The organism is Streptomyces sp. NPDC017890 (assembly GCF_044328675.1).
Lineage (GTDB): Bacteria > Actinomycetota > Actinomycetes > Streptomycetales > Streptomycetaceae > Streptomyces.
Genome location: NZ_JBIRHU010000007.1, coordinates 226,571 through 252,704 on the forward strand (window position 1 = coordinate 226,571; position 26,134 = coordinate 252,704).

A 26,134-nucleotide genomic window follows, 5' to 3' on the forward strand; every position below is an offset into this window, starting at 1 on the left:
CACCATCGCGTCGCCGGGCGGCGCGCCGTCGCGTTCCTCACGCGCCGGGGAGCCTGTCCGGTGACCGTCCGGCGGGGAAGCGGGAATCGTCCCGCCGGCGTTCGGCGTTGAGCTCGTCGACCGCGCCGAGCGCGTCGCCGATCGTCGCGTAGTCCACCGCGATGAAGTTGACCGGTCTGCCGCGCCGCCGCTCACAGGTGCGCGCCCGCTCCAGCACCCGCTGCCGTGAGTTGACGATCCCGGCGTCCAGCCGCCGGCCACCGCCCGCCGTGACGAAGTGGTTGAGCAGGAACAGCCGCTTGTCCGCGCCGCCCCGGTTCGGCAGACAGGACATCTCGTCCGGGCTGCGGAACGCGAACGGCGTCTCCATGCCGTACCGGTAGAAGTTCCGGTACCACGGCGCGGGTCCGTCGGCCTTCTCCGCGAAGACGACCAGGCGCCGGCCGCTGTCGATCATGTCCTCGAGTTTCGGCCACGGGCGGTCCGGGTCAGGGTCAGGCTCGTACAGCAGGTCGGAGAGTCCGGCCCGCTCGAAAGCGCTCTGGCTCTCCACGGGACCGACGCCGTCCTGGAGGATCAGGGTGACGATTTCCGTGGGGTTCGCGCGCAGCCACTCACCGATCTGCCGCAGTGCGGGCTCCAGCTCGATGGCTCCGGCACCGCACACCGAGTGGCACAGCCACAGGCCCGGGTGGGGAGGGTTCACCCGCTCCAGGATCCCGGTGAGCCGCCGGCGCAGCGAGGGGGAGAAGTCCGAGGTGCTCAACCGGTCCGCGACCTGCTCGGGCCGCTCCCACCGGTGGGTGTCGAGGAGCAGGACGCGTGCCCCGGCGCCCAGCTGGCCGACGATGTCGGGGTCCTGGAGGGGGCCGATGAACCGGTCCGCCGTCGTGGCCATGGCGTTGTGCGACGCAAGCTGGGCGATCTCGTCGTAGCGGGCGTCGCACAGCTCGACGCTGCCCTGGCAGACGCGCGGTGCGGAGCCGGTGATCGCCACCGGTGCCAGCATCGTGCCGACGAGCGCGCACGCCGTCACGGCGAGGGTCAGGGGCGGGCCGTGCCGAGGATCGGTGAGGACCGGCACACCGGGCCTGGTCTGCCAGACCCACCCGACGGTGATCAGCAGGGCACCCGCGGCCAGCAGGATCACCGCGACGACGGTGGCGGTGGTCAGGAGCCGGTCGAGAGCGGTCGCCTGGATGTCGCCCAGGAGGGACGACGCCGCCGGGGGCCATGACGACGGGGTGCCGAACAGCGCGTCGCCCAGTGTGAGACGCAGGAGGAGCACCGTCAATGCCATCAGGGACGCGGAGGCGGCCGGCACCCAGCCGAGCGGCATCAGCCTGCGCTTGGCGGGGGAGGGCGTGGAGAACCACAGCAGCGTGAGCGCGGCGGCGCAGAGCACGGCCGCCGCCGGTTCCACCACCTCCTGGAAGAGGCGGGTGACGTGACGCGCGCGCTCCACCGGAGCGAGCGCCTCCCGCTGGGAGCCGAGATCGACGGTGATGACCCAGGTGCCCTCGTTCGCCTCCCGCAGCAACTCCGCGGCGGCTGCCCGGACCCGGTCCGTCAGGGCGACCGGCGCGAGTGCGGCCAGTGCCGCGGCCAGGTCTCCCCGGTACAGCGCCGTCTCCACGGTGGGCCTGAGGCCGGGGCGCGCGGCCGACGGCGCCAGTCGCATCAGCGTGTCCGTGGCCGCGACCGCCTGGCTGTGGGAGAGCGGCAGCGACGGCAGGCCCTCCAGCGGCGCCTCACCGGCCACCACCTGTGCCGCCAGTTCGGACAGGCGCTGCACGAAGGCCTGGAAGTCGGGTTCCGACCTCTGCTGCAGGGCGGCGACGGCGTCGCCGAAGTAGGCCTGGCTGAGCCGGTCGACGTTCGCGACGACCGGCTCCAGGTCGACCGTGACCCGCAGCCGGTCGCGGTCCCCTTCCAGGTAGTGGATCACCTCGGCGATCTGGCGGTCCCCCATGGCCCGCAGCGTCTCCGGCGGGATCACGACCTTGAGGTTCGAGGTGATGGTGGACTGCGGAACGGGCAGCCGGTCCAGCAGTTCCTGGGCCAGAGGTGTACTGGCCGGGTCGACCAGCACCTCGTCGTAGAACCGCTGGTAGGCCCGCTCGTCCTCCAGCACCTGGCCGTAGAACTCCGGATCGAGCACGGTGCTGCGCACGACGGCGGCCGCGGCCAGGACGGTCAGGCTCAGCACCGCGACGCACCAGATCAGCGCCTCGGCCCAGGGCGAACGCCGGGGCGGACGCCGAACCAGTTCGTCCATGGCCCCATTCTCGTTCCGGCCGACCGTCGTGCGACACGGCGTCCGAGCACAGAACGCCATCACACGCATGCCCCGGACCTGCCGGCCGATGCCGGCCGGGTCAGCCTCCGCTCAGGACCTCCTCAGCGGCCATGTCCTGCTGAGGGTGTACGCAGTGCGGCGATGTCCGCCGGGGCGGTCCGTCGCCGCCGGGGTCGCGACGCCGAAGCAGGCCGCGCGGGCCCTCGCGGCGGGCGCGCACAGCGTCGTCGTCGGCACCGCCATCACGGCACCGACCGCGCTGACCCGCCTGTTCGTCGAGGGCCTCACGTCCTGTCCCGGCATGCGGGAGGGGCGGTGGGAGAAGACCTCCCACCGCCCCGCGCCGCGTACTGCCGCGATCAGACCGCCGGGGCCGGGTACGTCGGGTACTCCACCCCGGAGACGTGCTGGACGACGCGCACGACCTGGCAGGAGTAGCCGAACTCGTTGTCGTACCAGAGGTAGAGGATCGCGTTGTCGCCCTCGACCTTCAGCGCGCCGGCGTCGACGATCGAGGCGTGGCGCGAGCCGATGAAGTCGCTGGAGACCGCGTCGGGGGCGCTGATGAAGTCGATCTGGCGCTTGAGCGGCGAGGTCAGCGACACGTCGCGCAGGTGGTCGAGGACCTCTTCGCGGGTGGCTTCGCGGGCCAGCTGGAGGTTGAGGATCGCGATCGACACGTCCGGTACGGGCACGCGGATCGAGCTGCCGGTGATCTTCGCCGTGAGGTCAGGGAGAGCCTTGGCGACGGCGGAGGCGGCACCCGTCTCCGTGATCACCATGTTCAGCGGCGCGCTGCGGCCACGCCGGTCGGACTTGTGGTAATTGTCCAGCAGGTTCTGGTCATTGGTGAACGAGTGGACCGTCTCCACGTGGCCGCGCAGCACACCGTACTCGTCGGCCATCGCCTTCAGCGGCGGGACGATCGCGTTCGTGGTGCAGGACGCGCAGGACAGGATCCGCTCGTCCGGCTTGATGGTGTCGTGGTTGACGCCGTGGACGATGTTGGGGACGTCGCCCTTGCCCGGCGCGGTCAGGACGACCTTGTCGATGCCCGGGCGCAGGTGCTTCGACAAGCCCTCGCGGTCGCGCCACTTGCCGGTGTTGTCGATGAGGATGGCGTTCTTGATGCCGTACGACGTGTAGTCGACCTGCGTCGGGTCGTCGGCGTGGATCACCTTGATCGCGTTGCCGTTGGCGAGGATCGTGCTGTTGTCCTCGTCGACGGTGATCGTGCCCTGGAACTGGCCGTGCACGGAGTCGCGGCGCAGCAGCGAGGCGCGCTTGACGAGGTCCTGCTCGCCGCCCCCGCGGACGACGATGGCGCGCAGCCGCAGGCCGTTGCCCGAGCCGGCCTTCTCGATGAGCAGGCGGGCGACGAGCCGGCCGATGCGGCCGAAGCCGTACAGGACGACGTCGCGGCCCTCGCGCCGGTCGATCTTGTTGGCGCCGGTGGCCCCCGCGACGGCGTCGGCGGTGAAGGCCTCCACCGTCAGCCCGCGGTCGTCGCTCTTGTAGGTCGCGGCGAGCATGCCGATGTCGATCTGCGAGGGACCGAGGTCGAGCGTGGTGAGGGCCTGCAGGAAGGGCATCGTCTCGGTGACCGAGAGCTCCGCGCCGGCGATCTGGCGGGCGAAGCGGTGGGTCTTGAGGATGCTGACCACCGACTTGTTCACCAGGGAGCGGCTGTGCAGCAGGACGGTGACGTCCCGCTCACGGTGCAGCTTCCCGATCATCGGGATCATCGACTCCGCGATCTCCTCGCGGTTCTTCCAGTTGGTGAACGAGTCGTCGTTGGCAGTCACGTCTCATCTTTCGAGCTAGGCGGCGCTCATATGGTAACCCGACCGCCCTTCTGATCGATCAAGTGGGCCCCCTGCTGATCAGATGAGTGCCAGTGCGCGCCGGTGGAGACCGGCGCGTGCCCGGAGCGGGGCACTGCCGGGCTCCCGGTGTTCAGCGCGTCCCGCTCCACGAGTGGGCGACGTCCACCACGACACGGCCGTCCAGTGCCAGTACCCGGAAGGGCAGCCGGGTACGGACGCCGAGCCCGATCTGTGTCTCGCCCTCGAAGCTCCCGGCGAACCGGGTGTCCCTGAAGGTGCGGTAGCCGGTGAGGTCCACACCCGGCAGGGGCCGGTCCGCCCGGCCGGGATATGTGGCGGCGCCGGTCTCGGGGCGGTAGCCGGGTGCGGCGATCCTGATCTCCAGGACCGCTCCGCCGCCCATCGCGATCGGGCGGCCCGAGCCGTCCTGGTGCAGCCGGTCGACGTACCGGACGAGGTAGCCGAGACGGCCGGCGCTCGCACCGGGTACGTCGACGACCAACCGGTCGAAGCACGCGTGGTGCGCGGTCCTGACGTCCTTCACCGGGGACGTCGTCCCCGCGACGCGGGTCTTGTCGAGGCTGCCCCAGCCGGTGGGGCATGCCGTGGTGTGTGTGGTGCCGCGCGCGTCGGTGCCCGGGGCCGCGTCGGCCGAGACCGTGGCCGTCCCCAAGGCGGCGCCCGCGAGTACGGCCGCCACCCATGCTGTTCTGCTTCGTCGCATTGTGTCCCCCGGTGTGTGCAAGTTCGGGTATATGGGTGAGACGAGCCGATTGACCGAAAGGTTGCGGGCGCGTTGGGTGCTTTGGGTTTGTTTCGGGTGTGCTCCGGGGGTACCGAGGGGGCGCACGCGACGCTGTGCGCCGACCGGGAGCCCGGCCGGCGCAGGACGAGGACGGCGGGCCCGCGCGCCGGGCCGGGCCCCGTCTTCCGCGTCGTCAGCGGTCCCGGTCCAGTTCCTCCTCCACGGGCGGCTTCGGCACCTCGCGCAGATGCTGCGACTGGCCCGGTTTGCCGCCCGCGCGGGCCTGTTCGGCGCGCTGCGCCGCAGACGTGCCGAGGTCGGAGGCGGGGTCCACGCGCACCGACCGGGCCACCTCCTCGCGGTTGGCGTAGCTCTCGGGCGGGATGCCGCGCAGTGCGGCGACGGCGTCCTGCGAGGCACCCGCCTCACGCGCCGCCCGGATCAGGTCGTCCTTGCCCGCGGGGAAGTCGACGCCCTTGATGGCGTCGACCACCTCACGGGCGCTGGTGGTGTGGGACATGAGCACTTCTCCCGGTCGGTGCCTCGACTCCCGGAATCTCCGGGAGTCCTCGGAGACCTGCCGGGTAACCGCATGAGCACCATCACTCACATCTCCGGCACACCGTGCGGATCTCCGGCATACCTTGCGGTTCTCGAACTTCTCGATCGAACCCGACCGAATGTGAGTACTTCTACGCAGGGCGTCGAACAGGATTGCGCCGTGGACGATCGGGTACGCGAGGCTGGACCGTCCCGTGCCGATCATCGGGGCGGGCCCCATCACCGCCGCTACCAGGGACCAGTCATGGAAACACCCGCGAACGACAACTCCGTCTCGCCCGCCCGGCGCGCGCTGGACACACTCGCCGAGAACACCGAGGACACGGCGGCGCTCGACACCCTTGCGGGCAGTGATGTCCTCATCCCGGTGCCCGACGACGCGAGCGAGCAGGACGCCGCCGACCCCGGGATGCTGGCACTGCCGGTACTGGAACAGCAGGGCGGCCGTCAGGTGGTGCCCGTGTTCACCTCGGAGCTGGAGATGGCGGACCTGCTGCCGTACGTCTCCCGCTACCGCATGGTGCCGCTGGGCGCCCTCGCCGCGCAGTGGCCGGCCGACGACCTGTCGCTGTCCATCGACGCGGGCTCGGAGCACCGCCTCACGCTGACGTCGGACGGCGTCCGTACCCTGCTGGCCCGTCCCTAGGGGTGGGCGGGCTCGTCGCCGCCGAGCATGCGGGCCAGTACGGCCCGCTGCAGCGGCAGGACCTCGGCGTGCAGATCGCGGCCTCTGCGGGTCAGCGCGACGTACACACCGCGCCGGTCCTCCGCGCACATCGTGCGCTGCGCCAGCCCGTCCTTCTCCAGCCGGGCGATGAGCCGGGACAGGGCGCTCTGGCTCAGGTGGACCCGGCCGACCAGGTTCTGCACCCGGCACTGGGCGGCCTCCTCGGGCCCCTCGGCCACGAGGAGGTCCAGCACCTCGAAGTCGCTCGCCCCCAGGCCGTGCGGGTGCAATGCGCGGTCGATCTCGCACATCGTGCGCGCGTGCAGCGAGAGAATCTCTCGCCACCGTTCCTCGAGCCGCGCACCGGCCGTCATGACTGCCATACGTGCACGGTAACACCGAAACCACTGTTCATTGACTGTGCAACTAGTGCGCGCGCAAGGAACGAGCGGAGGACGCCCTCGGACAAGCCCTCAGGCAAGCCCAGGGACACACGCGAGGAAGACACGGGGAAACACGGATCAGGCCGAGTCCCGCTTCACCAGCTCGGTCGGCAGGATCACCGCCGCCGGGTCCTCCCCGCCGATCTGGGCCAGCAGTACCCGGACCATCTCGGCGCTGATCCGGTCCCAGGGCTGGCGGATGGTGGTCAGCTCGGGACTGGCGGCGACCGCCGCGGGGGAGTCGTCGAAACCGCCCACCGCCACGTCCTCGGGCACCCGCCGACCGGCCCGTTGCAACGCGGCCAGCACACCCTGCGCCATCAGGTCGGACGCCACGAACACGGCGTCCATGTCCGGGGTCCGCGCCAGCAGCCGCTCCGCCCCCGCCTCGCCGCTCGCCCGGCTGTAGTCGCCCGAGACGACGAGCCGCTCGTCGAACCCGACGCCCGCCTCGCCGAGCACCTCCTTGTAGCCGGCCAAACGCTCCACTCCGCCCGGGGTGTCGAGCGGACCGGTGACCACACCCACCCGCCGCCGCCCCAGCGACAGCAGGTGGCGGACCATGTCGCGGGCGCCGTCCCGGTCGTCGGCGGCCACGTAACTCACCTTCGAGCCCAGCCCGATCGGCTTGCCGCACGCCACCAGCGGTACCCCCGCCGCGCGCAGTTCCTCGGCGACCGGGTCCCCCGAGTGGCTGGACACCAGCAGCACCCCGTCGACGTGACCCGCCGTGATGTACCGCGTGATGCGCCGGCGTTCGTCCTCGGTCCCGGCCAGCATCAGCAGCAGCGGGACGTCGTGCGCGGCCAGCGCCTGGGTGCAGCCGCGCAGCAGGACGTTGAAGTTGGGGTCCTCGAAGAACCGCTCCTGCGGCTCGGTGAGCAGGAAGCCCACCGAGTCCGACCGCCCGGTGATCAGCGACCGGGCGTGCCGGTTGACGACGTAACCCGTCTTGCGGATGGCCGCGTTGACGGCCTCCTGCGCGGCCGGACTGACGTAGTGCCCGCCGTTGAGCACCCGTGACACCGTGCCCCGCGACACTCCCGCCTCGCGCGCCACGTCGTGGATCGTAGGCGGTCGCCGCCGGCCCCCCGTGTTGCTCATGGTCACGACTTTACGGCCCCGGAGAGCAGGTCGAGGCTCCAGAACCGCTGGACGACCAGGAAGAGGGCGACCAGCGGAAACACCGCGAGGAAGGCACCGGTGATCACCAGCGTGTAGAGCGCGGGCGTGTTGGCGCCCTGCTCCAGCAGTGTGTGCAGACCGAGCGTGATCGGGAACTTCTCGTCGTCGCTGAGCATGATGTACGGCAGCAGGAAGTTGTTCCACACGGCCACGAACTGGAACAGGAACACCGTCACGAGTCCCGGCACCATCATCGGCAGCGCGACCCGGGTGAAGATCCGCCACTCGCTCGCCCCGTCCATCCGCCCGGCCTCCACGACGTCGGCGGGCACGGCCGCCGACGCGTAGATGCGCGCCAGGTAGACACCGTAGGGGGAGAGGATCTGGGGGAGCAGCACGGACAGGTACGAGTCCGTCAGGTCGGCCTCGGCCAGCAGCAGGTACTGCGGGACGGCGAGGATCACCGGAGGCATCAGCACGCCCGCCAGCAGTACGTTGAACAGCGTCTCCCGGCCGCGGAAGCGGTAGATCGCCAGCGCGTAACCGCTGAACGCCGACACGACCGTGGACAGCAGGGCGCCGAGACCGGCGTAGAGGGCCGAGTTGGCCATCCACTGCCAGTAGACGCCGTCGCGGTAGGCGCTGAGGTCGCCCACGTTGTCGGCGAAGCCCGTGCCCGGCAGGAAGGTGAAGGTGGAGAACAGTTCGCTGCCCGACTTGGTGGCCGCGATCACCACCCAGGCCACCGGCAGCAGGCAGTAGACGGCGCCGAGCAGCAGTGTGAGCGTCGGGACCAGCGCGATACGGCGGCGCAGCGGGGGCCCCTGGGCGGTGCCGGGCGTGGTGCCCGCCGCCGGCTGTGCCTTGCGGACGGCAAGAGAACTCATCGTGCTGCCTCCTGCTTGTTGCGGCGGTTGGCGGCCCGCAGGAACCCGAAGGAGAGCACCAGGGTGACGAGCGCGATGATCGCCGCCTGGGCCGCAGCCGCGTGGATGTCGCCCTTGCCGAAGGCGTCCTGATACACCTTCATCAACGGACTCCAGGTCGTGGAAACGGAGTTGGTGAGCGGTTTGAGGGTGGTCGGTTCGCTGAACACCTGGAGCGTGGCGATGATCGAGAAGAAGAACGTCAGCACCAGCGACGGCGCCACCATCGGGATCTTGATGCGCAGCGCGATCTGCAGCGGGGAGGCGCCGTCCAGCTTCGCCGCCTCGTACACCTCGGCCGGGATGGCCTGCAGCGAGGTGTAGATGACGATCATGTTGAAGCCGGTGCCGCCCCAGATCGCGATGTTCGACAGGGCGAGGTAGAGCGGACCGCCGTCCAGCAGGTCCGGCTGCGGCAGACCGAGCCGCTCGAGCACGAAGTAGAAGGGACTGACGTCCGGCAGGTACAGGAACCCCCACAGCAGTGCCGCCACCACGCCGGGAACGGCGTACGGCAGGAAGATCGCGAGCCGGGTGACCGCGGTGAACCGGACCTTCTCGGAGTCGAGCATCAGCGCGAACAGCAGGGCCAGGCCCAGCATGACGGGCACGACGACGCAGCCGTAGGCGAGCACGCGCAGTGCTCCGTCCAGCAGCTCGTTGTCGCCGAGGGCGTCGGTGTAGTTCTGGAAGCCGGCCCACACCTCCTGCCGGGCACCGGCGCCGAGGCCGAGCCCGGAGACCTCCACCTTGCGGAAGCTGAGGTAGACGGCGTAGCCGATGGGCAGCGCGAAGAAGAGCAGGAACAGGGCGACCGCGGGGAGGAGGAAGGCATAGGGGGCGCCCTTGACCCCGTACGGCCTGCGGCGTGCTGTCGTGCTGGTCACCGGGCGACCTCGAAACCCTGCTTCTTCAGGTCGGCGACCGTCTCCTCCTGCATGGTGTCGAGGGCGGCGGCGAAGTCCGACTTGTCCTTGGCGGCGGCGCCGAACGTGTCCTTGAAGGCCGTGTAGGCGACGTTGACGTTCGGTCCCCAGGCGGCCGGCGCCGTCGTCTCGGCGATGTCGGCGGCCTTGGTGTAGAAGTCCGGCTGGTTGGAGAAGAACTCCGGCGGGCTGGTGAAGGCGCCGCTGAGCTGGGCCGAGGTGGAGGCCGGGTAGATGCCGCCCTCCTTGGCCAGGGCGTTCAGCGCGTCCCGGTCGGTGTTCAGCCACTCGGCGAACTTCGCGGCCGCGTCCTTGTGCTTCGAGTCGGTGGTCACGCCGGTGGAGGAGCCGCCCCAGCTGCCGGTGCGGCTCTCGCCGCCGGACCACTGCGGAAGCGGGGCCATGGCCCACTTGCCCTTGGTGTCGGGCGCGGCGGTGGTCAGCGTGCCGGGCGCCCACACGGCGCTGACCCAGGCGATCTGCTTGCCCGTGTTGAGCGCCTTGTTCCAGGCGGGCGTGTACATCGGCTGGTTGTCGACGGCGCCCTCCTTGACGAGACCGCCCCAGAACTCGGCGACCTTCTTCGTCGCCTCGTCGTTGACACCGACCTTCCACTTCTCGCCCTCGGTCGACCACCACTTGGCGCCGGCCTGCTGGGCGAGGCCGGCGAAGAGGCCGGAGTCGTTGGCGGAGAAGGTGGTGAGGTCCTTGTCGGGAGCCGCCTTCTTCAGCTTGCGCGCGGTCTCGGCGAACTCGTCCCAGGTGGCCGGGACGTCGAGGCCGTACTTCTTGAACAGGTCCTCGCGGTAGTAGAACATCATCGGCCCGATGTCCTGCGGTACGGCGTAGACGGCGTCCGTGCCCAGGGTGGTCTGCTGCCACACGCCCTCGGCGAACCTGCCCTTCACGTCGCCCACCTCGCCCGATATGTCGGCGAGTGCGTCGTTGCTGACCAGTGTGGGCAGTGCCTGGTACTCGGCCTGCACCAGGTCGGGCCCCTGCCCGGCCTTGTGCGCGGTGAGGATCTTGGTGACCAGGGTGTCTCCGGAGGCCTGCTTCTTCACCGTGACGGTGATCTGCTGTTCCTTGCCCGGGCCCTTGTTCCACAGGTCGACGACCTTGTCCATGCCGGGCGTCCAGGTCCAGTACGTCAGCGAGACCGGACCCGACTGGGCGTCGCCGTCGTCGGACGAGCCGCAGGCGGCGAGGGTGGTGGCACCGAGTGCGACGGCGACGGCGGAGGTCACCAGGCGGCGGCGCTTCGTGTACGGCATGGAACTCTCCCCTGACCTGGGCCTCCGCCTGCTGCGGAGACCTGCCATGCTTCTGTGAGCGTTCACAGTAGAGAAACATCCCGGACACTTGTCAATGGTTGTTGCTGTGCGGTTATGTTGGGCTCGCACCGCTGAAGGTGTGTGTGCACGTTCCCAATTGATCGATCACAACGGGAGACCAGCCATGCCGGAGACCACCCCCAGGGGCCTCACCGGGCTCGCCTTCGGCGGGGACTACAACCCCGAGCAGTGGCCCGAGGACGTCTGGCAGGACGACGTCCGGCTGATGCGCGAGGCCGGCGTCACGATGGTGAGCGCCGGGATCTTCTCCTGGGCGCTGCTGGAACCCGCCCCGGGCACCTACGACTTCGGCTGGCTGGACCGACTGCTGGACCTGCTGCACGAGAACGGCATCCGCGTCGACCTCGGCACGCCCACCGTGGTCCCGCCCGCGTGGTTCTACCGGGCCCACCCCGAGGCCCTGCCCGTGACCGCCGAGGGAGTGCGGTACGAGTTCGGCTCCCGCGGCGCCATCTGCCACAGCAACGCCGACTACCGCGCCGCCGCCGCGAACATCACCACCAGGCTCGCCGAGCGTTACGGCGCCCACCCGGCGCTCGCACTCTGGCACGTCCACAACGAGTACGGCGTTCCCGTCTCCGCCTGCTACTGCGACTCCTGCGCCGCGCACTTCCGCCGCTGGCTGGAGACGACGTACGGCACGGTCGACGCCGTCAACGAGGCCTGGGGCACCGCCTTCTGGGGCCAGCGCTACGCGGACCTCGGCCAGATCAATCCGCCGCGCCTGACGCCGACGGTCGGCAATCCGGCCCAGGCGCTCGACTACAAGCGCTTCGCCGACGCCACCATGCGCGAGAACTTCCGCGCGGAGCGGGACATCCTGCACCGCCTCTCACCCGGCGTCCCCGTCACCACCAACTTCATGACCGCCCTCAGCCAGTGCGACTCCGTCGACTACTGGGCCTGGGGCCGCGAGGTCGACCTCGTCACCAACGACCACTACCTGATCACCGACGGCCGCCGCACCCACGTCAACCTCGCCATGGCCGCCGACCTCACCCGCTCCGTCGCCGGTGGCGCGCCCTGGCTGCTGCTCGAACACTCCACCTCGGGCGTCAACTGGCAGCCCCGCAACCCCGCCAAGGCCCCCGGCCAGATGGCCCGCAACTCCCTGTCCCACGTGGCCCGCGGCTCCGAGGGCGCCATGTTCTTCCAGTGGCGGCAGTCGCGGCGCGGCGCCGAGAAGTTCCACTCGGCGATGCTGCCGCACGGCGGTACCGAGACGCGCGTGTGGCGCGAGGCGGTCGAACTCGGCGCCTCCATCGACTCACTGAACCCCGTCCGCGGCACCCGCACCGAGGCCGACGCGGCCATGGTCTGGGACTGGCACTCCTGGTGGGCGCAGAACCTCCAGTGGCGGCCCAGCGAGGACCACGACCCGCGCGAACGCGCCGACGCCTTCTACGAGACGCTCTACGACCGCCACCTCACGGTCGACTTCGCCCACCCGGAAGCCGACTTGTCGGCCTATCCCCTTGTCGTCGTCCCGGCGCTGTACCTGACGACGGAGGCGGCCGGGAACAACCTCAGGGAGTACGTCGAGAGGGGCGGCACCCTCGTCGTCTCGTACTTCTCCGGCATCGTCGACGAGCACGACGCCGTCCACGCGGGCGCTTACCCCGGCGTGCTCAGGGACGTGCTGGGCCTCACCGTCGAGGAGTTCTCGCCCCTGCTGGCGGGTGAGCAGGTGCGGATCACCGGCCCGGACGGTTCCGGGCTGAGCGCCGACGTGTGGACGGAGTTCGTCGTGCCACGCGGCGCCGAGCCGGTGTGGACGTACGCCGACGGCCTGGCCGCGGGCCGGCCCGCCGTCACCCGGCACCGCCTCGGCGAGGGCACCGCCTGGTACGTCTCCACCCGCCTGGGCGTGGAAGGCCTGGACGCCGTCCTGGGCCGGGCGGCCGAGGACGCGCGCATCAGCCCGCGCACCGACCTGCCCCGTGACGTCGAAGTCGTTCGCCGCACCGGCGAGTCGGGCACCTACCTGTTCGCGATCAACCACACCGCCTCGGACGCCAAGGTGCCGCTGGACGCACCCGGCACCGAACTGCTGACCGGGGAACGCGCCGCGGGCCGTCTCGCGGTCCCGGCCGGCGCCGTCCGGGTCGTACGGCTCGACGGCTAGCCACCACTCATCCCCTACGTCGAAGGGACGACGGACGACGATGTTCCATCCCAGACGCACCCTCAAGGCCCTGCTGCCGCTGCTCGTGGCCGGGCTCGCCCTCACCGCCCTGCCGGCGCAGACCGCCCGGGCGGCGAGCACCCTCACCAACGGCGGCTTCGAGGCCGACACCGGCGGAGCGGCCACTCCCACAGGCTGGTCGGAGTACGGCTCGACCGGCGCCTCGTACACCGAGGCGGGCGGCCACGGCGGCGGCAACCGCCTGAGTCACTGGTCCTCGTCCGCGTACCGGGTCGAGACGTATCAGTACCTTTCCGGGCTCACCGACGGCAGCTACCGGCTGACGGCCTGGGTCCGCTCCGGCGGCGGCCAGAACGCCGCCTGGATAGCCCTGAAGAACTGCGGCGGCACCGAGCAGCGCACCGGCCTCCCGGTGTCCGCCGGTGGGTGGATCCGGATCGTCGTACCCGTCGACGTCACCGGCAACCAGTGCACCATCAGCGTCAACAGTGACGCGAACGCCGGCAACTGGATCAATGTCGACGACCTGACCTTCACGCCGGGCACGTCGGCCGGACTGCCGGTCAAGGGGGCCGACGTCTCGTCCCTCGCCAAGAGCGAGGCCAAGGGCGGCGTCTACCGCACGGCCTCCGGCGCGAAGGGCGACGCGCTCGGCATCCTGAAGTCCGCCGGCATGAACTACGCCCGCCTGAAGGTCTGGGTGAACCCGGCCGACGGCTACAACAACAAGGCACGTGTGCTGGAGACCGCCAGACGCGTCAAGGCGCAGGGCATGAAACTCCTGGTCGACTTCCACTACTCGGACACCTGGGCCGACCCGGGCGCCCAGAGCAGGCCCGCCGCCTGGGCGGGGCACACCTACGGCCGGCTCAAGACGGACGTGTACCGCCACACGTACGACGTGCTGGGCGCGCTCAAGGCGCAGGGCACCGGCGCCGACATGGTCCAGGTCGGCAACGAGATCAACGGCGGCATGCTGTGGAACGAGGGCTCCACGGACAACTGGCCACAGCTCGCCGGGCTGATCAACAGCGGATACGACGCGGTCAAGAGGGTCGACGCGGACACACCCGTCGCGCTGCACCTCGCCAAGGGCGGCGACCTGGCGGGCACCCGCTGGTGGTTCGACAACGCCGTCGCGCACGGCGTCCGGTTCGACGCCATCGGCCTGTCGTACTACGGGTACTGGCACGGTCCGCTGTCCGACTTCCAGACCACCCTGGACGACGCGGCCGCCCGATACGGGAAGCCGGTGTTCGTCGCCGAGACGGCCTACCCGTTCCGGCTGGACAGCGAGGACGCGCACGAGAACATCATCGACGTCGCGGGCGAGCTCGTCCCCGGCTACCCGGCGACCCCGGCCGGGCAGAGCGCGTGGATGAACACGGTGGCGGACATCGTGGAGGCCGTCCCGAACGGCCGCGGTCTCGGCGTCTTCTACTGGGAGGCGACCTGGACCGCCGTGGAGGGCAACGGCTGGGACCCCGCCGACCCGTCCTCCGGCAACGGATGGGAGAACCAGGCCCTGTTCGGCTACGACGACAGGGTGCTGCCGGCGGCGGCGTGGTTCCGCCACCGCTGACACCTTCCGTGCGCTTCGCGCACCTCCCGCACCGGGCAAGGCGCCGGAGACCCGGACAGCTGGGCCCCGGCTGCGGGACAGTGGAAGGGCACGGTACCGCCGGGACCGGGCGGAGGGAGGACGGGATGCTGAGGATCCCCGTGCACGGCACGCGTCTCGTCATCCTGGAGTGGCTCAAGGACCCGGCCGCACACTTCCCGCCGCAGCACCACGCGGACGTCGTCGCGCACGGCGTCCGCGTGGAGCTCGTCGCCGCGAAGCTCCGTGTGTCCCGGCGGGTGGCCGGGACGCACCTCGAACTGCTGGCGCGGCTCGGGCTGCTCCAGGCCACCAGGATCGGCCGCCGGACGTACTACCGGCGCGACGACGTGCGGATCGCCGAGGTGGCGCGGATGTTCGAGAAGGGCTGGTCAACCGGCGCCTGCGAGGCGCCCTCCCCCGAGAGGTGACCGGGGGCGCACCGGCGTTAAGCTGGCCGTCGGCCGCGGCCCGGAGGCGCGCGGCGCGGCGGTGGGCCCGCCGTACCCGGACCGCGGCACAGCCGCCAACGGTCCCCGCGTGCGAACGGGGAACCCGCTGCCCGGCGAGCAGGAGACGTACGGCCCATGACAGCCCCGAACACCGAGAGCGCCGCCGTCCGGCCCGCCTGGCGCACCCAGGCGCCGGTCGTCGTGGCGGTCTCCCTCGGCGGCGGCACCGGTGCCGCCGCCCGCTACGCGGCCTCCCTGTGGTGGCCGACGCAGACCACCGGCTTCCCCTGGACGACCTTCTGGGTCAACGTCGCCGGCTGCGCCGTGATGGGTGTGCTCATGGTGGTCGTCACCGAGGTGTGGGACGCCCACCGCCTGGTCCGGCCCTTCCTGGGCACCGGCGTGCTCGGCGGCTTCACCACCTTCTCCGCCTACGCCGTCGACATCCGCCACCTCTTCGCCGCCGACCAGCTCCGCACGGGCCTGGCCTACCTCGCCGCGACGCCGCTCGCGGCTCTCACGGCGGTGTGGCTCACCACCTGGGCGACCCGACGCCTGCTGGCACCCGGCACCGGCGGGCAGACGGACCCGCGGGGCAGGAGGCCGTCGTGAACTGGCTGCTGGTCGTCGTGGGCGGCATGGCCGGTGCCCCGCTTCGCTACCTCACCGACCGCGCGGTGCGGTCCCGGCACGACTCGGTCTTCCCCTGGGGCACCTTCACGGTCAACGTCGTCGGCTGTCTGGTCCTGGGCCTGCTGACCGGCGCGGCGCTCGCGGGAGCCGCGGGCTGCGACCTGCGTCTCCTGCTCGGGACCGGGCTCTGCGGTGCCCTCACGACGTACTCGACCTTCTCCTACGAGACGCTCCGGCTGGCCGAGACGGGTGCACGCCTCCTGGCCGCAGTGAACGTGGCGGTGAGTGTGGCGGCCGGCCTGGGAGCGGCGTGCGCGGGGGTGGCACTGGCCGACGTGCTCTGGGCATGAGGCGAGGCACCGTCCTGCTGTTCGGGCTGTTCGGGCTGTTCGGGCTGCTCGGCGCGGGCGGGCTGCACAGCCGACCGCCGCACGCCGAGACCTGGCCGGCACGCACCCGCCTCTCAGCGGGCGTCGCGCAGCGGCTCCCCGACGCTCCTGAGGTGCCGCAGCGCCTGCCCGTACGAGGCGAACAGTCCCGTCTGGCAGTACGGCACGCCCAGCTCGGCGCAGTACCGCTCGGTGATGGCCTGGGCCCTGCCGAGGGCGGGCGTCGGCATGCTGGGGAAGAGGTGGTGCTCGATCTGGTAGTTGAGCCCGCCCATGAAGACGTCGACCAGCGCACCGCCCCGCACGTTGCGTGAGGTGAGGACCTGGCGGCGCAGGAAGTCGAGCCGCGTGCCTTCCTCGATCATCGGCATGCCCTTGTGGTTGGGCGCGAAGACCGAGCCCAGGTAGACCCCGAACAGGCCCTGGTGCACGGCGATGAAGGCGAGCGCCTTGCCGGGGGACAGGAGTGTGAACAGCCCGCCGAAGTAGAGGACGAAGTGGGCGACGAGCAGCGTGCCCTCCACGACCGGACGCTTCATGTGCGGGCTGCGCAGCGCCTTGAAGCTGTTGAAACTCAGATTGAGGCCCTCCAGCGTCAGCAGCGGGAGGAACAGGGCGGCCTGGTGTTTCCCGACGAAGGCGGGAAGCCCCTTGGCCTTGCTCGCCTGGCGCTGCGACCAGACCAGGATGTCGGGCGAGACGTCCGGGTCCTTCTCCTCGTGGTTGGGGTTCGCGTGGTGGCGCGTGTGCTTGTTCATCCACCAGCCGTAGCTCATGCCCAGCAGCAGGTTGGCCACCAGGAGGCCGCCGGCCTCACTGGGGCGGCGGCGGGAGAAGACCTGCCGGTGGGCCAGGTCGTGTGCCGCCAGCGCGAGCTGGCCGAAGACGGCGGCCAGCGCCACCGCGACGAACAGCTGGCTCCAGTTGTTCCCCAGCGTGAGAAGGGCGGCGACACCGCCCGCGAGCGCGAGGGCGACGGCGCCGAAGCGCACCGTGTAGTACAGAGGGCGGCGCCGGAGCAGCCCCGCGGCGGTCATTCGCCGTGAGAGTTCGGAAAAGTCGCTTCCCTTGTCGCGTCCCTTTTCCTGTTCGCGCGGGGGCAGGCTCTCGATGAGCACCGTTGGATTAGCCATGTACCTCAGTATGGGCACGGCTTCCCGGCCGCAGAATGACGTCTGCCCCCGAAGCGGGGTGCGGTTAGCCCCACCCCGGCACTGCGGTCCTCGGCATCACCGCCCGGCGGTGCGGCGGGACCGGCCCGGAGGAAGAATGGTGATCATGAGTACGCGGACGACCTTCCAGCCGGTCCTGGAGCGCATCGCCGAGGAGATCGAGCGGACCCCCGGGAGTGGTCGGCCCGCCGACTACATCCCGGCGCTGGCCGCCTGCGACCCGCGCCGCTTCGGCATGGCCGTCGCCGAGCCGGACGGCACGGTGTACGGGGTGGGGGACTGGCGGGAGCCGTTCTCCGCGCAGTCCATCACCAAGGTCTTCACCCTCGCCCTCGACCTGTCCCGGGAGGGCGACGCCCTCTGGGAGCACGTGGGACGCGAGCCGTCCGGCAACCCGTTCAACTCCCTGGTGCAGCTGGAGTACGAGAACGGCATCCCGCGCAACCCGTTCATCAACGCGGGCGCCCTCGTCGTCACCGACCGGCTGCACACCCGTACCTCGGACGCGGCTGGCGAACTGCTGGCCTTCCTGCGTGCGGAGAGCGGCAACCCGGGCCTGACCTACGACGAGGAGGTCGCCGCCTCCGAGACCGCGCACGGGGACAGGAACGCCGCCCTCGGCCACTTCATGGCGTCGTACGGCAACATCGACAACCCGGTGCCGGTGCTGCTGGAGCAGTACTTCCGCCAGTGCTCCATCGCCGCGTCCTGCGCCGATCTCGCCCTCGCGACCGGGTTCCTGGCCCGGCACGGCATCCGCGCCGACGGCACCCGGCTGCTGAGCCGCAGCCAGGCCAAGCAGGTCAACGCGGTGATGCTGACCTGCGGGACGTACGACGCGGCCGGCGACTTCGCCTACCGGGTGGGTCTGCCGGGCAAGAGCGGGGTCGGCGGCGGCATCATCGCGGTGGTGCCGGGCCACTGCACGCTGTGCGTGTGGAGTCCCGGCCTGGACGAGCGGGGCAACTCGGTGGCCGGGGTGGCGGCGCTCGACCGCTTCACCACGCTCACGGGACTGTCCGTCTTCTGAACGGGTGGCCGGAAGGCGTCAACTCCCTCTGTTCCGAACCGGCTTGAGCCGCAGTGCCAGTGCCACGACTCCCGCGCCGAGCCCGGCGACGCCGACGATCGCGCCGGTCTGCGGCCAGCCCGGGTCGTCCTGCGAGGGGCGCGCCGTCGTGACCGCCGCGGGTGCGGCCTCCGGTCCCTGCCGGGGCCGGACGTCCCCGGGCGCGAGGGTACCCACCGGGTCGACGTTCCCGGTCGCCTCGAATCCCCAGTCGAGCAGCGAGCGGGCCTCCTCGTACACGGTGTGGCCGCCGCCCTCCTGCGGGTTCATCACGGTCACCACCAGGGTCCGCCCGTCACGGCGGGCGGCGGCGATCAGTGTGTTGCCGGCGTTGCTGGTGTAGCCGTTCTTGACGCCGATCAGCCCCGGGTACGGCTTCACGCCGTCCTCCCCGGTGAGCAGCCGGTTGGTGTTCACGATCCCGTACGAGTCCCCGTTCCGGCCGGGGAACATCGCGTCGATCTTGGCGCAGTACCGTGCGAAGTCCGGGTTGCGCAGCCCCGCCCGGCCGAAGACCGCCAGGTCGTACGCCGACGACACCTGGCCCGGCGCGTCGTAGCCGTCGGGTGAGCGCACGTGTGTGTCGTGGGCGCCGAGGGCACGGGCCTCGGCCTGCATCCTGGCCGCCGTGGCGCTCCAGCCGCCGGTGAGCGACGCCAGGACGTGGACGGCGTCGTTGCCGGAGTTGAGGAAGACGCCGTTCCACAGGTCGGAGACGCGGTAGGTGCGGCCCGCGACGACACCGACCAGGCTGCTGCCGGGGCCGACGCCGGACAGCTCGTCCGCGCTCACCTCGTGGCGGATGCCGCCCGGCAGGACCGGCAGCACCGTGAGGGCGAACAGCGTCTTGAGGGTGCTGGCCGGCGGCAGCCTGCGATGCGCGTCGTGCGCCGCCAGCACGTCGCCGCTGCCCGCGTCGGCCACCACCCAGGACAGCGCGGAGACATCGGGGACCCCGGGCGCTCCGGGCCGGGGCCGGACCTGCGTGCCGGACCGGTGCAGCAGCGACGGCTGCGGCGCCGCAGCCGCCCGGGGCCCCCCGGGCGGGCCGGGGTCCGGCATCTCGGCACGGGCGGCCGCGGCGGCGGGCATGAGCGTCAGCAGTCCCGCGACACAGAGTGCCCAGGTGGATCGAGCCGCCCGGAGCGAGAATCCGATAGTCACACCGCAAACGTAGGAACGGACCCACGGACCGCCGCGCTGCCCGGGCCGAGTCGCGCGCGCAAGCACCCGGATGCCGCAGGGGAGGCCGGACGCCGGGGCGCCGTCGCCCGGCGCGCGGTGCGTCAGTCGGCGGGCAGCGTCGGCTGGACGTGCCGCAGGAACGTGGCGTTGTCCGGCGTCCGGCGCATCCGTTCCAGCAGCGTCTCCAGGCCCGACTGCCCGTCCCGGGCCGTCAGGGCCCGCCGCAGCCCGCGTACGGTGGCCGACTCGGCGCCGGACAGCAGGAGTTCCTCGCGGCGGGTGCCGGAGCCGGTCATGTCCACGGCCGGGAAGACCCGGCGGGAGGCGAGCTCCCGGCTCAGCCGCAGTTCCATGTTGCCGGTGCTCTTGAGCTCCTCGAAGTAGAAGTCGTCGGCACGCGAGCCGGTCTCCACCAGGGCGGTGGCGAGGATGGTGAGCGAGCCGCCCTCCTCCGCCTTCCTGGCCGCACCGAAGAACCGCTTGGGGCCGAGCAGCGCCCCGGCGTCGACACCGCCGCTGAGGGTACGGCCGCCGGAGGAGGCGGCGTTGTTGTGCGCCCTGCACAGCCGGGTGAGGGAGTCGAGGAGGATGACGACGTCCTCACCGGCCTCGACCAGCCGCTTGGCCCGCTCGATCACGAGCTCGGCCAGTGCGATGTGCTGTTTGGCGCTCTGGTCGAAGGTCGAGGCGTACACCTCGCCCCGCACGGACCGGCGCATGTCGGTGACCTCCTCGGGCCGTTCGTCGAGCAGCACCACCATCAGGCGGGAGCCGGGGTGGTTGCCGGCGACCGCGGCGGCGAGCTGCTGGAGGAGGACGGTCTTGCCGGTCTTCGGCGGGGCCACGATCAGGCCGCGCTGGCCCTTGCCGACCGGGGCGATCAGGTCGGCGACCCGCCCGGTCAGACCGGCCGCCGGGTGTTCGAGGCGCAGCCGCTCGTGCGGGTGCAGCGGTGTCAGGTCACGGAAGTGCCGTCGGGCACCCTGCCCGTCGGGCGCGCGGCCGTTGACGCGGACGACGTCGGTCAGGGTGTGCCGGTCGCCGCGCACGCCCTCGACCAGGTCGCCCTTGCGCAGGCCATGACGGCGGATCAGCGCGGGGGAGAGGGAGGGGTCGGACGGTTCGGGCTGGAGGCTCCTGCCCCGCAGGTGCCCCTTCCCGCCCGCGTCGATGTCGAGGACACCGTGCGCGATCTCGGCCGGGGACTGCTGCACCGGGGGATGTTCGAGTGTGGTGGTCATGGAGTTCGGTCCTTTCGAGGACACGGGCAGGGGCCATGCGGAAGGAAGGGGGAGAGAGAAACCGTGCGAGGGGTCGGGACGACACGCCTGCGGACGGCGGGAACAGCACCTCGGACACAGTGGGAAAGACCCTGCGCACAAGGTTGCGCTGAGAAGCGGACGCGCCGGTCGCAACAGGACGGGCGGGTCGGCGAACCGTAGGAAAAATCGCACCGGCGCCCCGATGGGGCGTACACAAGTGCTCTATGCACCGTACCACAGGGAGTGCTGCAATGGCGGTGGGGTGGGACGCCGCATGCGCCCCGCCCCGTCAACGCGGCCGCTACGGAGCCTGTTCCGCCTTCCGTACGCGCAGGCCAGGACTCAGCCGCCCGACCGTGCCTGGACCTCCTGGGTGATCCGCTCGAACTGAGCGCTCATCGCCGCCTGCAGCGCCCGCGCGCCCGACAGCGGGCGCACCATCACGGTGAGTTCGTCGATACGGCCCCACTCGTCGAGGTGCAGGATGTCGCAGCCGCTGATCTCGCGGTCGCCCACCCGCGCCGCGAAGAGAAGCGCGTGGTCGCTGCCGTCCGCCTCGCCGATGGCTCGCTCGTAGCGGAAGTCCTCGAAGACGCGGGCGACGGCGCGCACGATCGCCGCGGTGATCGCCTTGCCGTGGTAGGGCTTGAAGACGACGGGGCTGGTGAAGACCACGTCCTCGGCCAGCAGTGCTTCGACCGCGTCGAAGTCCTGTGCCTCGATCGCCGAGCGGAATGCCTGCATCTCGACTCCTCAAGTGAGTGATATTAAACTAATTGAATAGGTGCAGAGTAGACTAGATGCCGCTTGCTAGCGTGTCGACATGTCTCTCAAGTACGCCGTCCTGGCCGCCTTGCTGGAGGGCGAGGCCTCGGGCTACGAGCTGTCCAAGGTGTTCGACGTCTCGCTCGCCAACTTCTGGCCCGCCACGCCGCAGCAGCTCTACCGGGAACTGGAGCGCCTCGCGGGCGACGGACTCATCGAGGCGCGGACGGTGCCGCAGGAACGCCGGCCCACCAAACGGCTGTTCTCGCTCACGGAGGAGGGCCGGGAGCAGTTGAGCGCCTTCGCCGCCGAGCCGACCCGGCGCCCCACCGCCATCCGCGACGAGTTCCTGATCAAGATGCAGGCCATGGACGGCGTCGACCCGGTCGAGGTCCGCGCACTGGTGGAGGAGCGCAGAGCCTGGGCCCTGGGCAAGCTGGCCCGCTACGAGCGGGTCCGTGAGCGCCTCCTGGACGGCCGGACGGAGGACGAACACCTGAGGGAGTCGGACCGCGTCGGGCCCTACCTCACGCTGCTCGCCGGGATCACCTTCGAGCGGGAGAACGCCCGATGGTGCGAGCGCGTGCTCACGGTGCTGGGGGAGCGGCGCGCCCCCACCGGGCCCACCGGACAGGCCCTAGGCTGACCGGATGTTCAGCCCCGAAGGCCCCACCCTGCGCGAACTCGCCGTCCAGGCACTGTCGTCGGTCGAGCGCGGCTACGACCTGCTCGCCCCGAAGTTCGACCACACCCCGTACCGGACGCCGGACCGGGTGCTCGACGCCGTGGCCTCGGCGCTGGCGCCGGCGGGGCCGTTCGACGCCGGACTCGACCTGTGCTGCGGCACCGGCGCGGGCGTGGACGTGCTGGCGCGGCTGTGCCGGGAGAGCGTGACGGGGGTCGACTTCAGCGCGGGCATGCTGCAGGTCGCCCGGGAGCGCACCGTGCCGGGAGGTCCGGCGGTCTCCTGGGTGCGCGGGGACGCCCGCGCCCTGCCGTTCGGTCCCGCGTTCGACCTCGTGGTCAGCTTCGGGGCGTTCGGGCACTTCCTCCCCCGCGAACTGCCGGGCCTGTTCACCCAGGTGCGTTCCGTGCTGCGGCCGGGCGGCTGCTTCGCCTTCCCCGTCGCCGCGCCGGCCCGCCCCGGCTCCCGGGGGTACTGGACGCTGCTCGGCTTCGACACCGCGATGCGGGTGCGCAACGCGCTGTGGCGGCCGCCGTTCGTCATGTACTACCGGACCTTCCGGCTCGGGGACGTGGGCCGGGAACTGGCCCGCGCCGGTTTCCGGACGGACCTGCACGCCCTGCCCGAGTTCGGGCGCCGGCCCGACGGCAGCCCGCGCGCCCGGCTGGTCGTGGCCCGCCGGCTGCCGTGAGGGTGTGCGCGGACGGGGTCAGCCGGCCGCCGGCAGCGTGAACTCGTAGACCAGCGCGTCCTGCCGGGCGTCCACGAGAAGGTCCGTGATCTCCAGGGGCCGCGCGTACTGGTCGTGCACCCGCCGGACGACCCGCACCGACGGCGTGTCCGCGAGCCGGGTGATCGTGTCGCGGTGGTGCAGGGTCAGGCCCGCCCTGCGCATCCAGTCGTAGGTGCGCCTCAGCTGCGCCGAGGCGGCGCCGTCCGCGCGGTCGCGGTACCGGGCCAGCTCCTCGACCTCGGCGAGCGCCACGGTGGAGAACGAGGTCACGGCCGTCCGCCGGGCGCGTCCGTCGGCGGTCGCGGAAGTGTAGCGGTGCACCAGGGTCGGCCGGTCCGGCGCCAGTCCCAGTGCCGCGGCGTGCTCCGGCGGCGGAGCCTCCCAGGTGACGGTGGCCCGGTCACCGGTGCACGGCTCCGCGGCCCGGGCACCCACCGGGAAGGTGAGGGACGCCGGGCTCTGGGCCGGCGGCCCGGGCAGGGTGACGTGGCTGCCCCGCCGGTCGGTGGCGAGCAGGCCGTCCCGGCGCAGCACCTCCAGGGCCTGCCGTACGGTCTCCCGGCTCACCCCGAAGTGCTCGGCCAGCCGGCGTTCGCCCGGCAGCCGTTCGCCCGGTGGGACGGCCCCGTCGCGCAGCTCGCCGAGCAGCTGTGCGGCCACCCGCCAGTACAGGGGCCGTCCGTCGGTGAGGGGGTGGTCTTGCGGGGTGGTGCGGACCATGCCGCGCCCTCCTGGTCGGTGACGTGTGGTAGCCGCGCGGGCTCGGTGCGCCACCAGAAGTACCATTGGTCTAAACCAGTAGGGAAGAGTGGTCCGCCGGTTCGGCCGAAACCTCACCCGCGCGTCGACCGCCCGTCACCGTGTCACAAGGCGCCGTACAGGGCGTCGACCAGTGCGGTCTTCCGTGGATCGTCGGCGATGTGCGGCCCCATGCGGTTCATCACGTAGCCCATCGACACCCCGGCGTCCGGGTCGGCCAGTCCGCAGGAGCCGCCGAACCCGTCGTGTCCGAAAGCGCGCGGATCGGGGCCGTAGGAGCCATGGGGGCCGCTGAGCCACAGCCCGAGTCCGGTCTCGGTCTCGTGCGGGAAACCGGCGCCCAGGACCAGGTCCCGGCAGGCGCCCTGCCCCTCGCGGACCCGCTCGGCGGCCTCGGGGGACAGCACGCGGTGGCCGCCGTACGAACCCCGGCCCGCGAGGATCCCGTACAGCGCGGCGACCGCCCGCGCGGTGCCGTGCCCGTTGGCCGCCGGTAGCTCGGCGGCCCGCCACGCGGCGGTGTTGGCCTCCGTGGCGCCCACCGGGGGGTTGGCGAGCGCGGCCAGTGCCTCGGGTGCCAACCGGGCGAAGACCGCGGCCTGCGCGCTGTCGGAGGCCACCCGCGGACGCACCAGCTCGGCCGCCCGTCCCGCCTCCTTCTCCGGCAGTCCGATGGTGAAGTCGATCCCGAGCGGCCCGGTCACCTCCCGCTCCAGGAACGCTCCCGGCAGCAGCCCCGACACCCGTCGCACGACCTCCCCGACCAGGAAGCCGTAGGTGATCGCGTGATAGCCGGACCGCGTGCCCGGCTCCCACCAGGGCTCCATGGCCGCCAGCCGCCGGGTGGTCAGGTCCCAGTCGTACAACTGCGCCACCGAGTGCGGCTCCCGGAACCCGGACAGGCCGGCGCGGTGCGACAGCAGATGCCGTACGAGGACCTTCTCCTTGCCCGCCGCGGCGAACTCGGGCCAGTACGCGGCCACCGGCGCGTCGAGGTCGAGCAGGCCGCGGTCGGCCAGGACGTGTGCGCACAGGGCGGTCGGGCCCTTGGACGTCGACCACACGTTGACCAGCGTGTCCCGCTCCCACGGCCGGGTGCGGGCCGCGTCGGCCCACCCGCCCCACAGGTCCACCACCGTCGTGCCGCCGACGGTGACGGCCACCGCGGCGCCCAGTTCACCCCGGTCCCGGAAGTTCTCGTCGAACGCCGCGCGCACCGCCGCGAAGCGGGTGTGGCAGTGGCCGTGGACCTGTGGTTCCTGCTCGGACATGGGCCCTCCGTGGTACGCCGGGAGCCGGGCGGCGGCAGTGCGGCCCGGCGCTCCGAACGTACCGACCGGTCGGACCGGGCGGAAGTCCGCCGCCGGCCCGTCCGGCGACCGGGACTACATGTACGAGCCCAGCCACCGCACCTTGGCGGCCTGCTGGAAGGGCCCGCCGCCCTCGTGGTCGTTGAAGTCGTACACCTCGATCGCCTTGTCGTCGTGCGCCCAGGCGTTGAACGCCGCGAACACGGTCGACGGCGGACAGGTCTGGTCCTCCAGGGCCGCCGAGAACAGGGCGGGCGCCCGGCCGCGCGCCGCGAAGTGCACGCCGTCGAAGTAGGACAGCGTGCGCAGCGCGTCCTCGGTGCGGCCGCGGTGCGTCTTGAGGTACAGGCCGATCTCCCGGTAGGGGTGCCGGTCGGTGAGCTTGGTCGCGCGCGGGAAGTCGCAGAGGAACGGTACGTCCGGCGCGACGGCGGTCAGGTCCGGCACCAGGCCGCCGACGGCGATCGCGATGCCGCCGCCCTGGCTCCCGCCGAGGGCGACGGTGCGCGAGGAGTCGGTCAGCGGGTGCGAGCGGGCCGCCTCGACCGCGCGCACGGCGTCGGTGAAGACGCGGCGGTAGTAGTAGTTCTCGGGAGCGTCCAGGCCGCGGGTCATGAAGCCCGGGTACGCGGGCGTGCCGCCCACGGGGTCCGCGGTCCCGCCACCGCCGCCCCAGGCGCTGCCCTGGCCGCGGGTGTCCATCACGAAGTGCGCCCGGCCCGTCGACGCCCACAGCAGGTGCTCGTGCGGCAGTCCGCGCCCGCCGCCGTACCCGACGAACTCCACGACCAGTGGCAACGGTTCCTCCGCCGCGGCCGGCAGAATCAGCCAGCCCTTCACCGGGTGGCCGCCGAACCCGGCGAACGTCACGTCGTGCACCCGCACCGTGGACAGTCCCGTGTCGACCGCTTCGAAGCGGGCGTCCAGAGCGTGCCCGCGGGCTTCCTCCAGAGTCTTGCTCCAGAACGCGTCGAAGTCCTCGGGCTCGGCCGACGCGCTGCGGTACGTGCGGAGTTCGTCGAGCGGAAGGTCGAACAGGGCCATCGAGAACCGCCTTTGCGGAGGGACAGTGCCGGACCGTACGGATGATCACACCGTACG

General features: G+C 71.7%; 25 protein-coding genes and 1 pseudogene. 10 read left to right on the forward strand and 16 right to left on the reverse strand.

Going from position 1 to position 26,134, the window contains the following annotated elements; all coding sequences use genetic code 11:
• Positions 1-37 precede the first annotated feature (37 nt).
• Positions 38-2,278 (reverse strand): hypothetical protein, encoded by a 2,241-nt coding sequence (locus tag ACH4F2_RS11785; protein WP_398132544.1) that lies wholly within the window; start codon positions 2,276-2,278, stop codon positions 38-40.
• A gap of 181 nt (positions 2,279-2,459) precedes the next feature.
• On the opposite strand from ACH4F2_RS11785, the pseudogene ACH4F2_RS11790 reads away from it, so the two are divergent.
• Positions 2,460-2,594, forward strand: a pseudogene (locus ACH4F2_RS11790) (N-acetylmannosamine-6-phosphate 2-epimerase); the annotation flags it as partial.
• Between the two features lie 64 nt (positions 2,595-2,658).
• Here the strand turns inward: ACH4F2_RS11790 and ACH4F2_RS11795 are convergent.
• From ACH4F2_RS11795 to ACH4F2_RS11805, 3 genes are all read right to left on the reverse strand, one after another.
• On the reverse strand, positions 2,659-4,104 hold the full coding sequence (locus tag ACH4F2_RS11795) for a glyceraldehyde-3-phosphate dehydrogenase (protein ID WP_398132545.1): 1,446 nt from the start codon (positions 4,102-4,104) through the stop codon (positions 2,659-2,661).
• A gap of 151 nt (positions 4,105-4,255) precedes the next feature.
• Complete coding sequence (locus ACH4F2_RS11800; protein ID WP_398132546.1) at positions 4,256-4,849, reverse strand: hypothetical protein; 594 nt, start codon at positions 4,847-4,849, stop codon at positions 4,256-4,258.
• A 214-nt stretch (positions 4,850-5,063) separates the two neighbouring features.
• Positions 5,064-5,390, reverse strand: a complete 327-nt coding sequence (locus ACH4F2_RS11805) for a DUF2795 domain-containing protein (protein WP_398132547.1) — start codon at positions 5,388-5,390, stop codon at positions 5,064-5,066.
• A 285-nt stretch (positions 5,391-5,675) separates the two neighbouring features.
• On the opposite strand from ACH4F2_RS11805, the gene ACH4F2_RS11810 reads away from it, so the two are divergent.
• Positions 5,676-6,077, forward strand: a complete 402-nt coding sequence (locus ACH4F2_RS11810) for an SseB family protein (protein ID WP_398132548.1) — start codon at positions 5,676-5,678, stop codon at positions 6,075-6,077.
• On the opposite strand, the gene ACH4F2_RS11815 is transcribed toward ACH4F2_RS11810, so the two are convergent.
• The 5 genes from ACH4F2_RS11815 to ACH4F2_RS11835 form a co-directional block, all read right to left on the reverse strand.
• On the reverse strand, positions 6,074-6,481 hold the full coding sequence (locus ACH4F2_RS11815; protein WP_398132549.1) for a MarR family winged helix-turn-helix transcriptional regulator: 408 nt from the start codon (positions 6,479-6,481) through the stop codon (positions 6,074-6,076). The genes ACH4F2_RS11810 and ACH4F2_RS11815 overlap by 4 nt on opposite strands.
• A gap of 138 nt (positions 6,482-6,619) precedes the next feature.
• Complete coding sequence (locus ACH4F2_RS11820; RefSeq protein ID WP_398132550.1) at positions 6,620-7,651, reverse strand: LacI family DNA-binding transcriptional regulator; 1,032 nt, start codon at positions 7,649-7,651, stop codon at positions 6,620-6,622.
• Positions 7,648-8,553: a carbohydrate ABC transporter permease gene (locus ACH4F2_RS11825; protein ID WP_398132551.1), complete on the reverse strand. Its 906-nt coding sequence runs from the start codon at positions 8,551-8,553 to the stop codon at positions 7,648-7,650. The genes ACH4F2_RS11820 and ACH4F2_RS11825 overlap by 4 nt, the downstream gene beginning before the upstream one ends.
• Positions 8,550-9,479, reverse strand: a complete 930-nt coding sequence (locus tag ACH4F2_RS11830) for a carbohydrate ABC transporter permease (protein WP_398132552.1) — start codon at positions 9,477-9,479, stop codon at positions 8,550-8,552. The genes ACH4F2_RS11825 and ACH4F2_RS11830 overlap by 4 nt, the downstream gene beginning before the upstream one ends.
• A complete protein-coding gene (locus tag ACH4F2_RS11835; protein ID WP_398132553.1) occupies positions 9,476-10,792 on the reverse strand; it encodes an ABC transporter substrate-binding protein in 1,317 nt (438 codons plus the stop codon). Before ACH4F2_RS11835 ends, ACH4F2_RS11830 begins: the two co-directional genes overlap by 4 nt.
• A gap of 184 nt (positions 10,793-10,976) precedes the next feature.
• Here ACH4F2_RS11835 and ACH4F2_RS11840 point away from each other — a divergent pair, with 184 nt between their 5' ends.
• The 5 genes from ACH4F2_RS11840 to crcB (ACH4F2_RS11860) all read left to right on the forward strand — a co-directional run bounded on the left by ACH4F2_RS11840 (position 10,977) and on the right by crcB (ACH4F2_RS11860) (position 16,054).
• Positions 10,977-12,998, forward strand: a complete 2,022-nt coding sequence (locus ACH4F2_RS11840; RefSeq protein WP_398132554.1) for a beta-galactosidase — start codon at positions 10,977-10,979, stop codon at positions 12,996-12,998.
• 40 nt (positions 12,999-13,038) lie between these two features.
• A complete protein-coding gene (locus ACH4F2_RS11845; protein WP_398132555.1) occupies positions 13,039-14,601 on the forward strand; it encodes an arabinogalactan endo-beta-1,4-galactanase in 1,563 nt (520 codons plus the stop codon).
• Positions 14,602-14,726: 125 nt separating this feature from the next.
• The gene (locus ACH4F2_RS11850) at positions 14,727-15,050 is read left to right on the forward strand and encodes an ArsR family transcriptional regulator (RefSeq protein WP_398132556.1); all 324 of its coding nucleotides are present in this window, start codon (positions 14,727-14,729) and stop codon (positions 15,048-15,050) included.
• A 156-nt stretch (positions 15,051-15,206) separates the two neighbouring features.
• Positions 15,207-15,683 carry a fluoride efflux transporter CrcB gene (gene crcB / locus ACH4F2_RS11855; RefSeq protein ID WP_398132557.1) on the forward strand — a complete coding sequence of 159 codons (477 nt, stop codon included), beginning with the start codon at positions 15,207-15,209 and terminating at the stop codon, positions 15,681-15,683.
• Positions 15,680-16,054 (forward strand): fluoride efflux transporter CrcB, encoded by a 375-nt coding sequence (gene crcB, locus ACH4F2_RS11860; protein WP_398132558.1) that lies wholly within the window; start codon positions 15,680-15,682, stop codon positions 16,052-16,054. The genes crcB (ACH4F2_RS11855) and crcB (ACH4F2_RS11860) overlap by 4 nt, the downstream gene beginning before the upstream one ends.
• 113 nt (positions 16,055-16,167) lie before the next feature.
• On the opposite strand, the gene ACH4F2_RS11865 is transcribed toward crcB (ACH4F2_RS11860), so the two are convergent.
• A complete protein-coding gene (locus tag ACH4F2_RS11865) occupies positions 16,168-17,226 on the reverse strand; it encodes a fatty acid desaturase family protein (protein ID WP_398132559.1) in 1,059 nt (352 codons plus the stop codon).
• A 136-nt stretch (positions 17,227-17,362) separates the two neighbouring features.
• Between ACH4F2_RS11865 and ACH4F2_RS11870 the strand changes: the two genes are divergently transcribed.
• Entirely contained in the window at positions 17,363-18,295 is a 933-nt protein-coding gene (locus ACH4F2_RS11870; protein WP_398132560.1) for a glutaminase, read from the forward strand.
• An 18-nt stretch (positions 18,296-18,313) separates the two neighbouring features.
• Here the strand turns inward: ACH4F2_RS11870 and ACH4F2_RS11875 are convergent, their stop codons facing one another.
• From ACH4F2_RS11875 to ACH4F2_RS11885, 3 genes are all read right to left on the reverse strand, one after another.
• Complete coding sequence (locus ACH4F2_RS11875) at positions 18,314-19,498, reverse strand: D-alanyl-D-alanine carboxypeptidase family protein (protein WP_398132561.1); 1,185 nt, start codon at positions 19,496-19,498, stop codon at positions 18,314-18,316.
• Between the two features lie 122 nt (positions 19,499-19,620).
• The gene (rho, locus tag ACH4F2_RS11880; RefSeq protein WP_398132562.1) at positions 19,621-20,760 is read right to left on the reverse strand and encodes a transcription termination factor Rho; all 1,140 of its coding nucleotides are present in this window, start codon (positions 20,758-20,760) and stop codon (positions 19,621-19,623) included.
• A 363-nt stretch (positions 20,761-21,123) separates the two neighbouring features.
• Positions 21,124-21,525 (reverse strand): nuclear transport factor 2 family protein, encoded by a 402-nt coding sequence (locus tag ACH4F2_RS11885; protein WP_398132563.1) that lies wholly within the window; start codon positions 21,523-21,525, stop codon positions 21,124-21,126.
• Positions 21,526-21,604: 79 nt separating this feature from the next.
• Here ACH4F2_RS11885 and ACH4F2_RS11890 point away from each other — a divergent pair, with 79 nt between their 5' ends.
• Entirely contained in the window at positions 21,605-22,192 is a 588-nt protein-coding gene (locus ACH4F2_RS11890; protein ID WP_398132564.1) for a PadR family transcriptional regulator, read from the forward strand.
• 4 nt (positions 22,193-22,196) lie between these two features.
• Positions 22,197-22,922 carry a methyltransferase domain-containing protein gene (locus ACH4F2_RS11895; RefSeq protein ID WP_398132565.1) on the forward strand — a complete coding sequence of 242 codons (726 nt, stop codon included), beginning with the start codon at positions 22,197-22,199 and terminating at the stop codon, positions 22,920-22,922.
• An 18-nt stretch (positions 22,923-22,940) separates the two neighbouring features.
• On the opposite strand, the gene ACH4F2_RS11900 is transcribed toward ACH4F2_RS11895, so the two are convergent.
• The 3 genes from ACH4F2_RS11900 to ACH4F2_RS11910 all read right to left on the reverse strand — a co-directional run bounded on the left by ACH4F2_RS11900 (position 22,941) and on the right by ACH4F2_RS11910 (position 26,077).
• Entirely contained in the window at positions 22,941-23,684 is a 744-nt protein-coding gene (locus tag ACH4F2_RS11900; protein WP_398132566.1) for a GntR family transcriptional regulator, read from the reverse strand.
• Between the two features lie 143 nt (positions 23,685-23,827).
• On the reverse strand, positions 23,828-24,994 hold the full coding sequence (locus tag ACH4F2_RS11905) for a serine hydrolase domain-containing protein (RefSeq protein ID WP_398132567.1): 1,167 nt from the start codon (positions 24,992-24,994) through the stop codon (positions 23,828-23,830).
• A gap of 114 nt (positions 24,995-25,108) precedes the next feature.
• The gene (locus ACH4F2_RS11910; RefSeq protein WP_398132568.1) at positions 25,109-26,077 is read right to left on the reverse strand and encodes an acetylxylan esterase; all 969 of its coding nucleotides are present in this window, start codon (positions 26,075-26,077) and stop codon (positions 25,109-25,111) included.
• Positions 26,078-26,134: the final 57 nt, after the last annotated feature.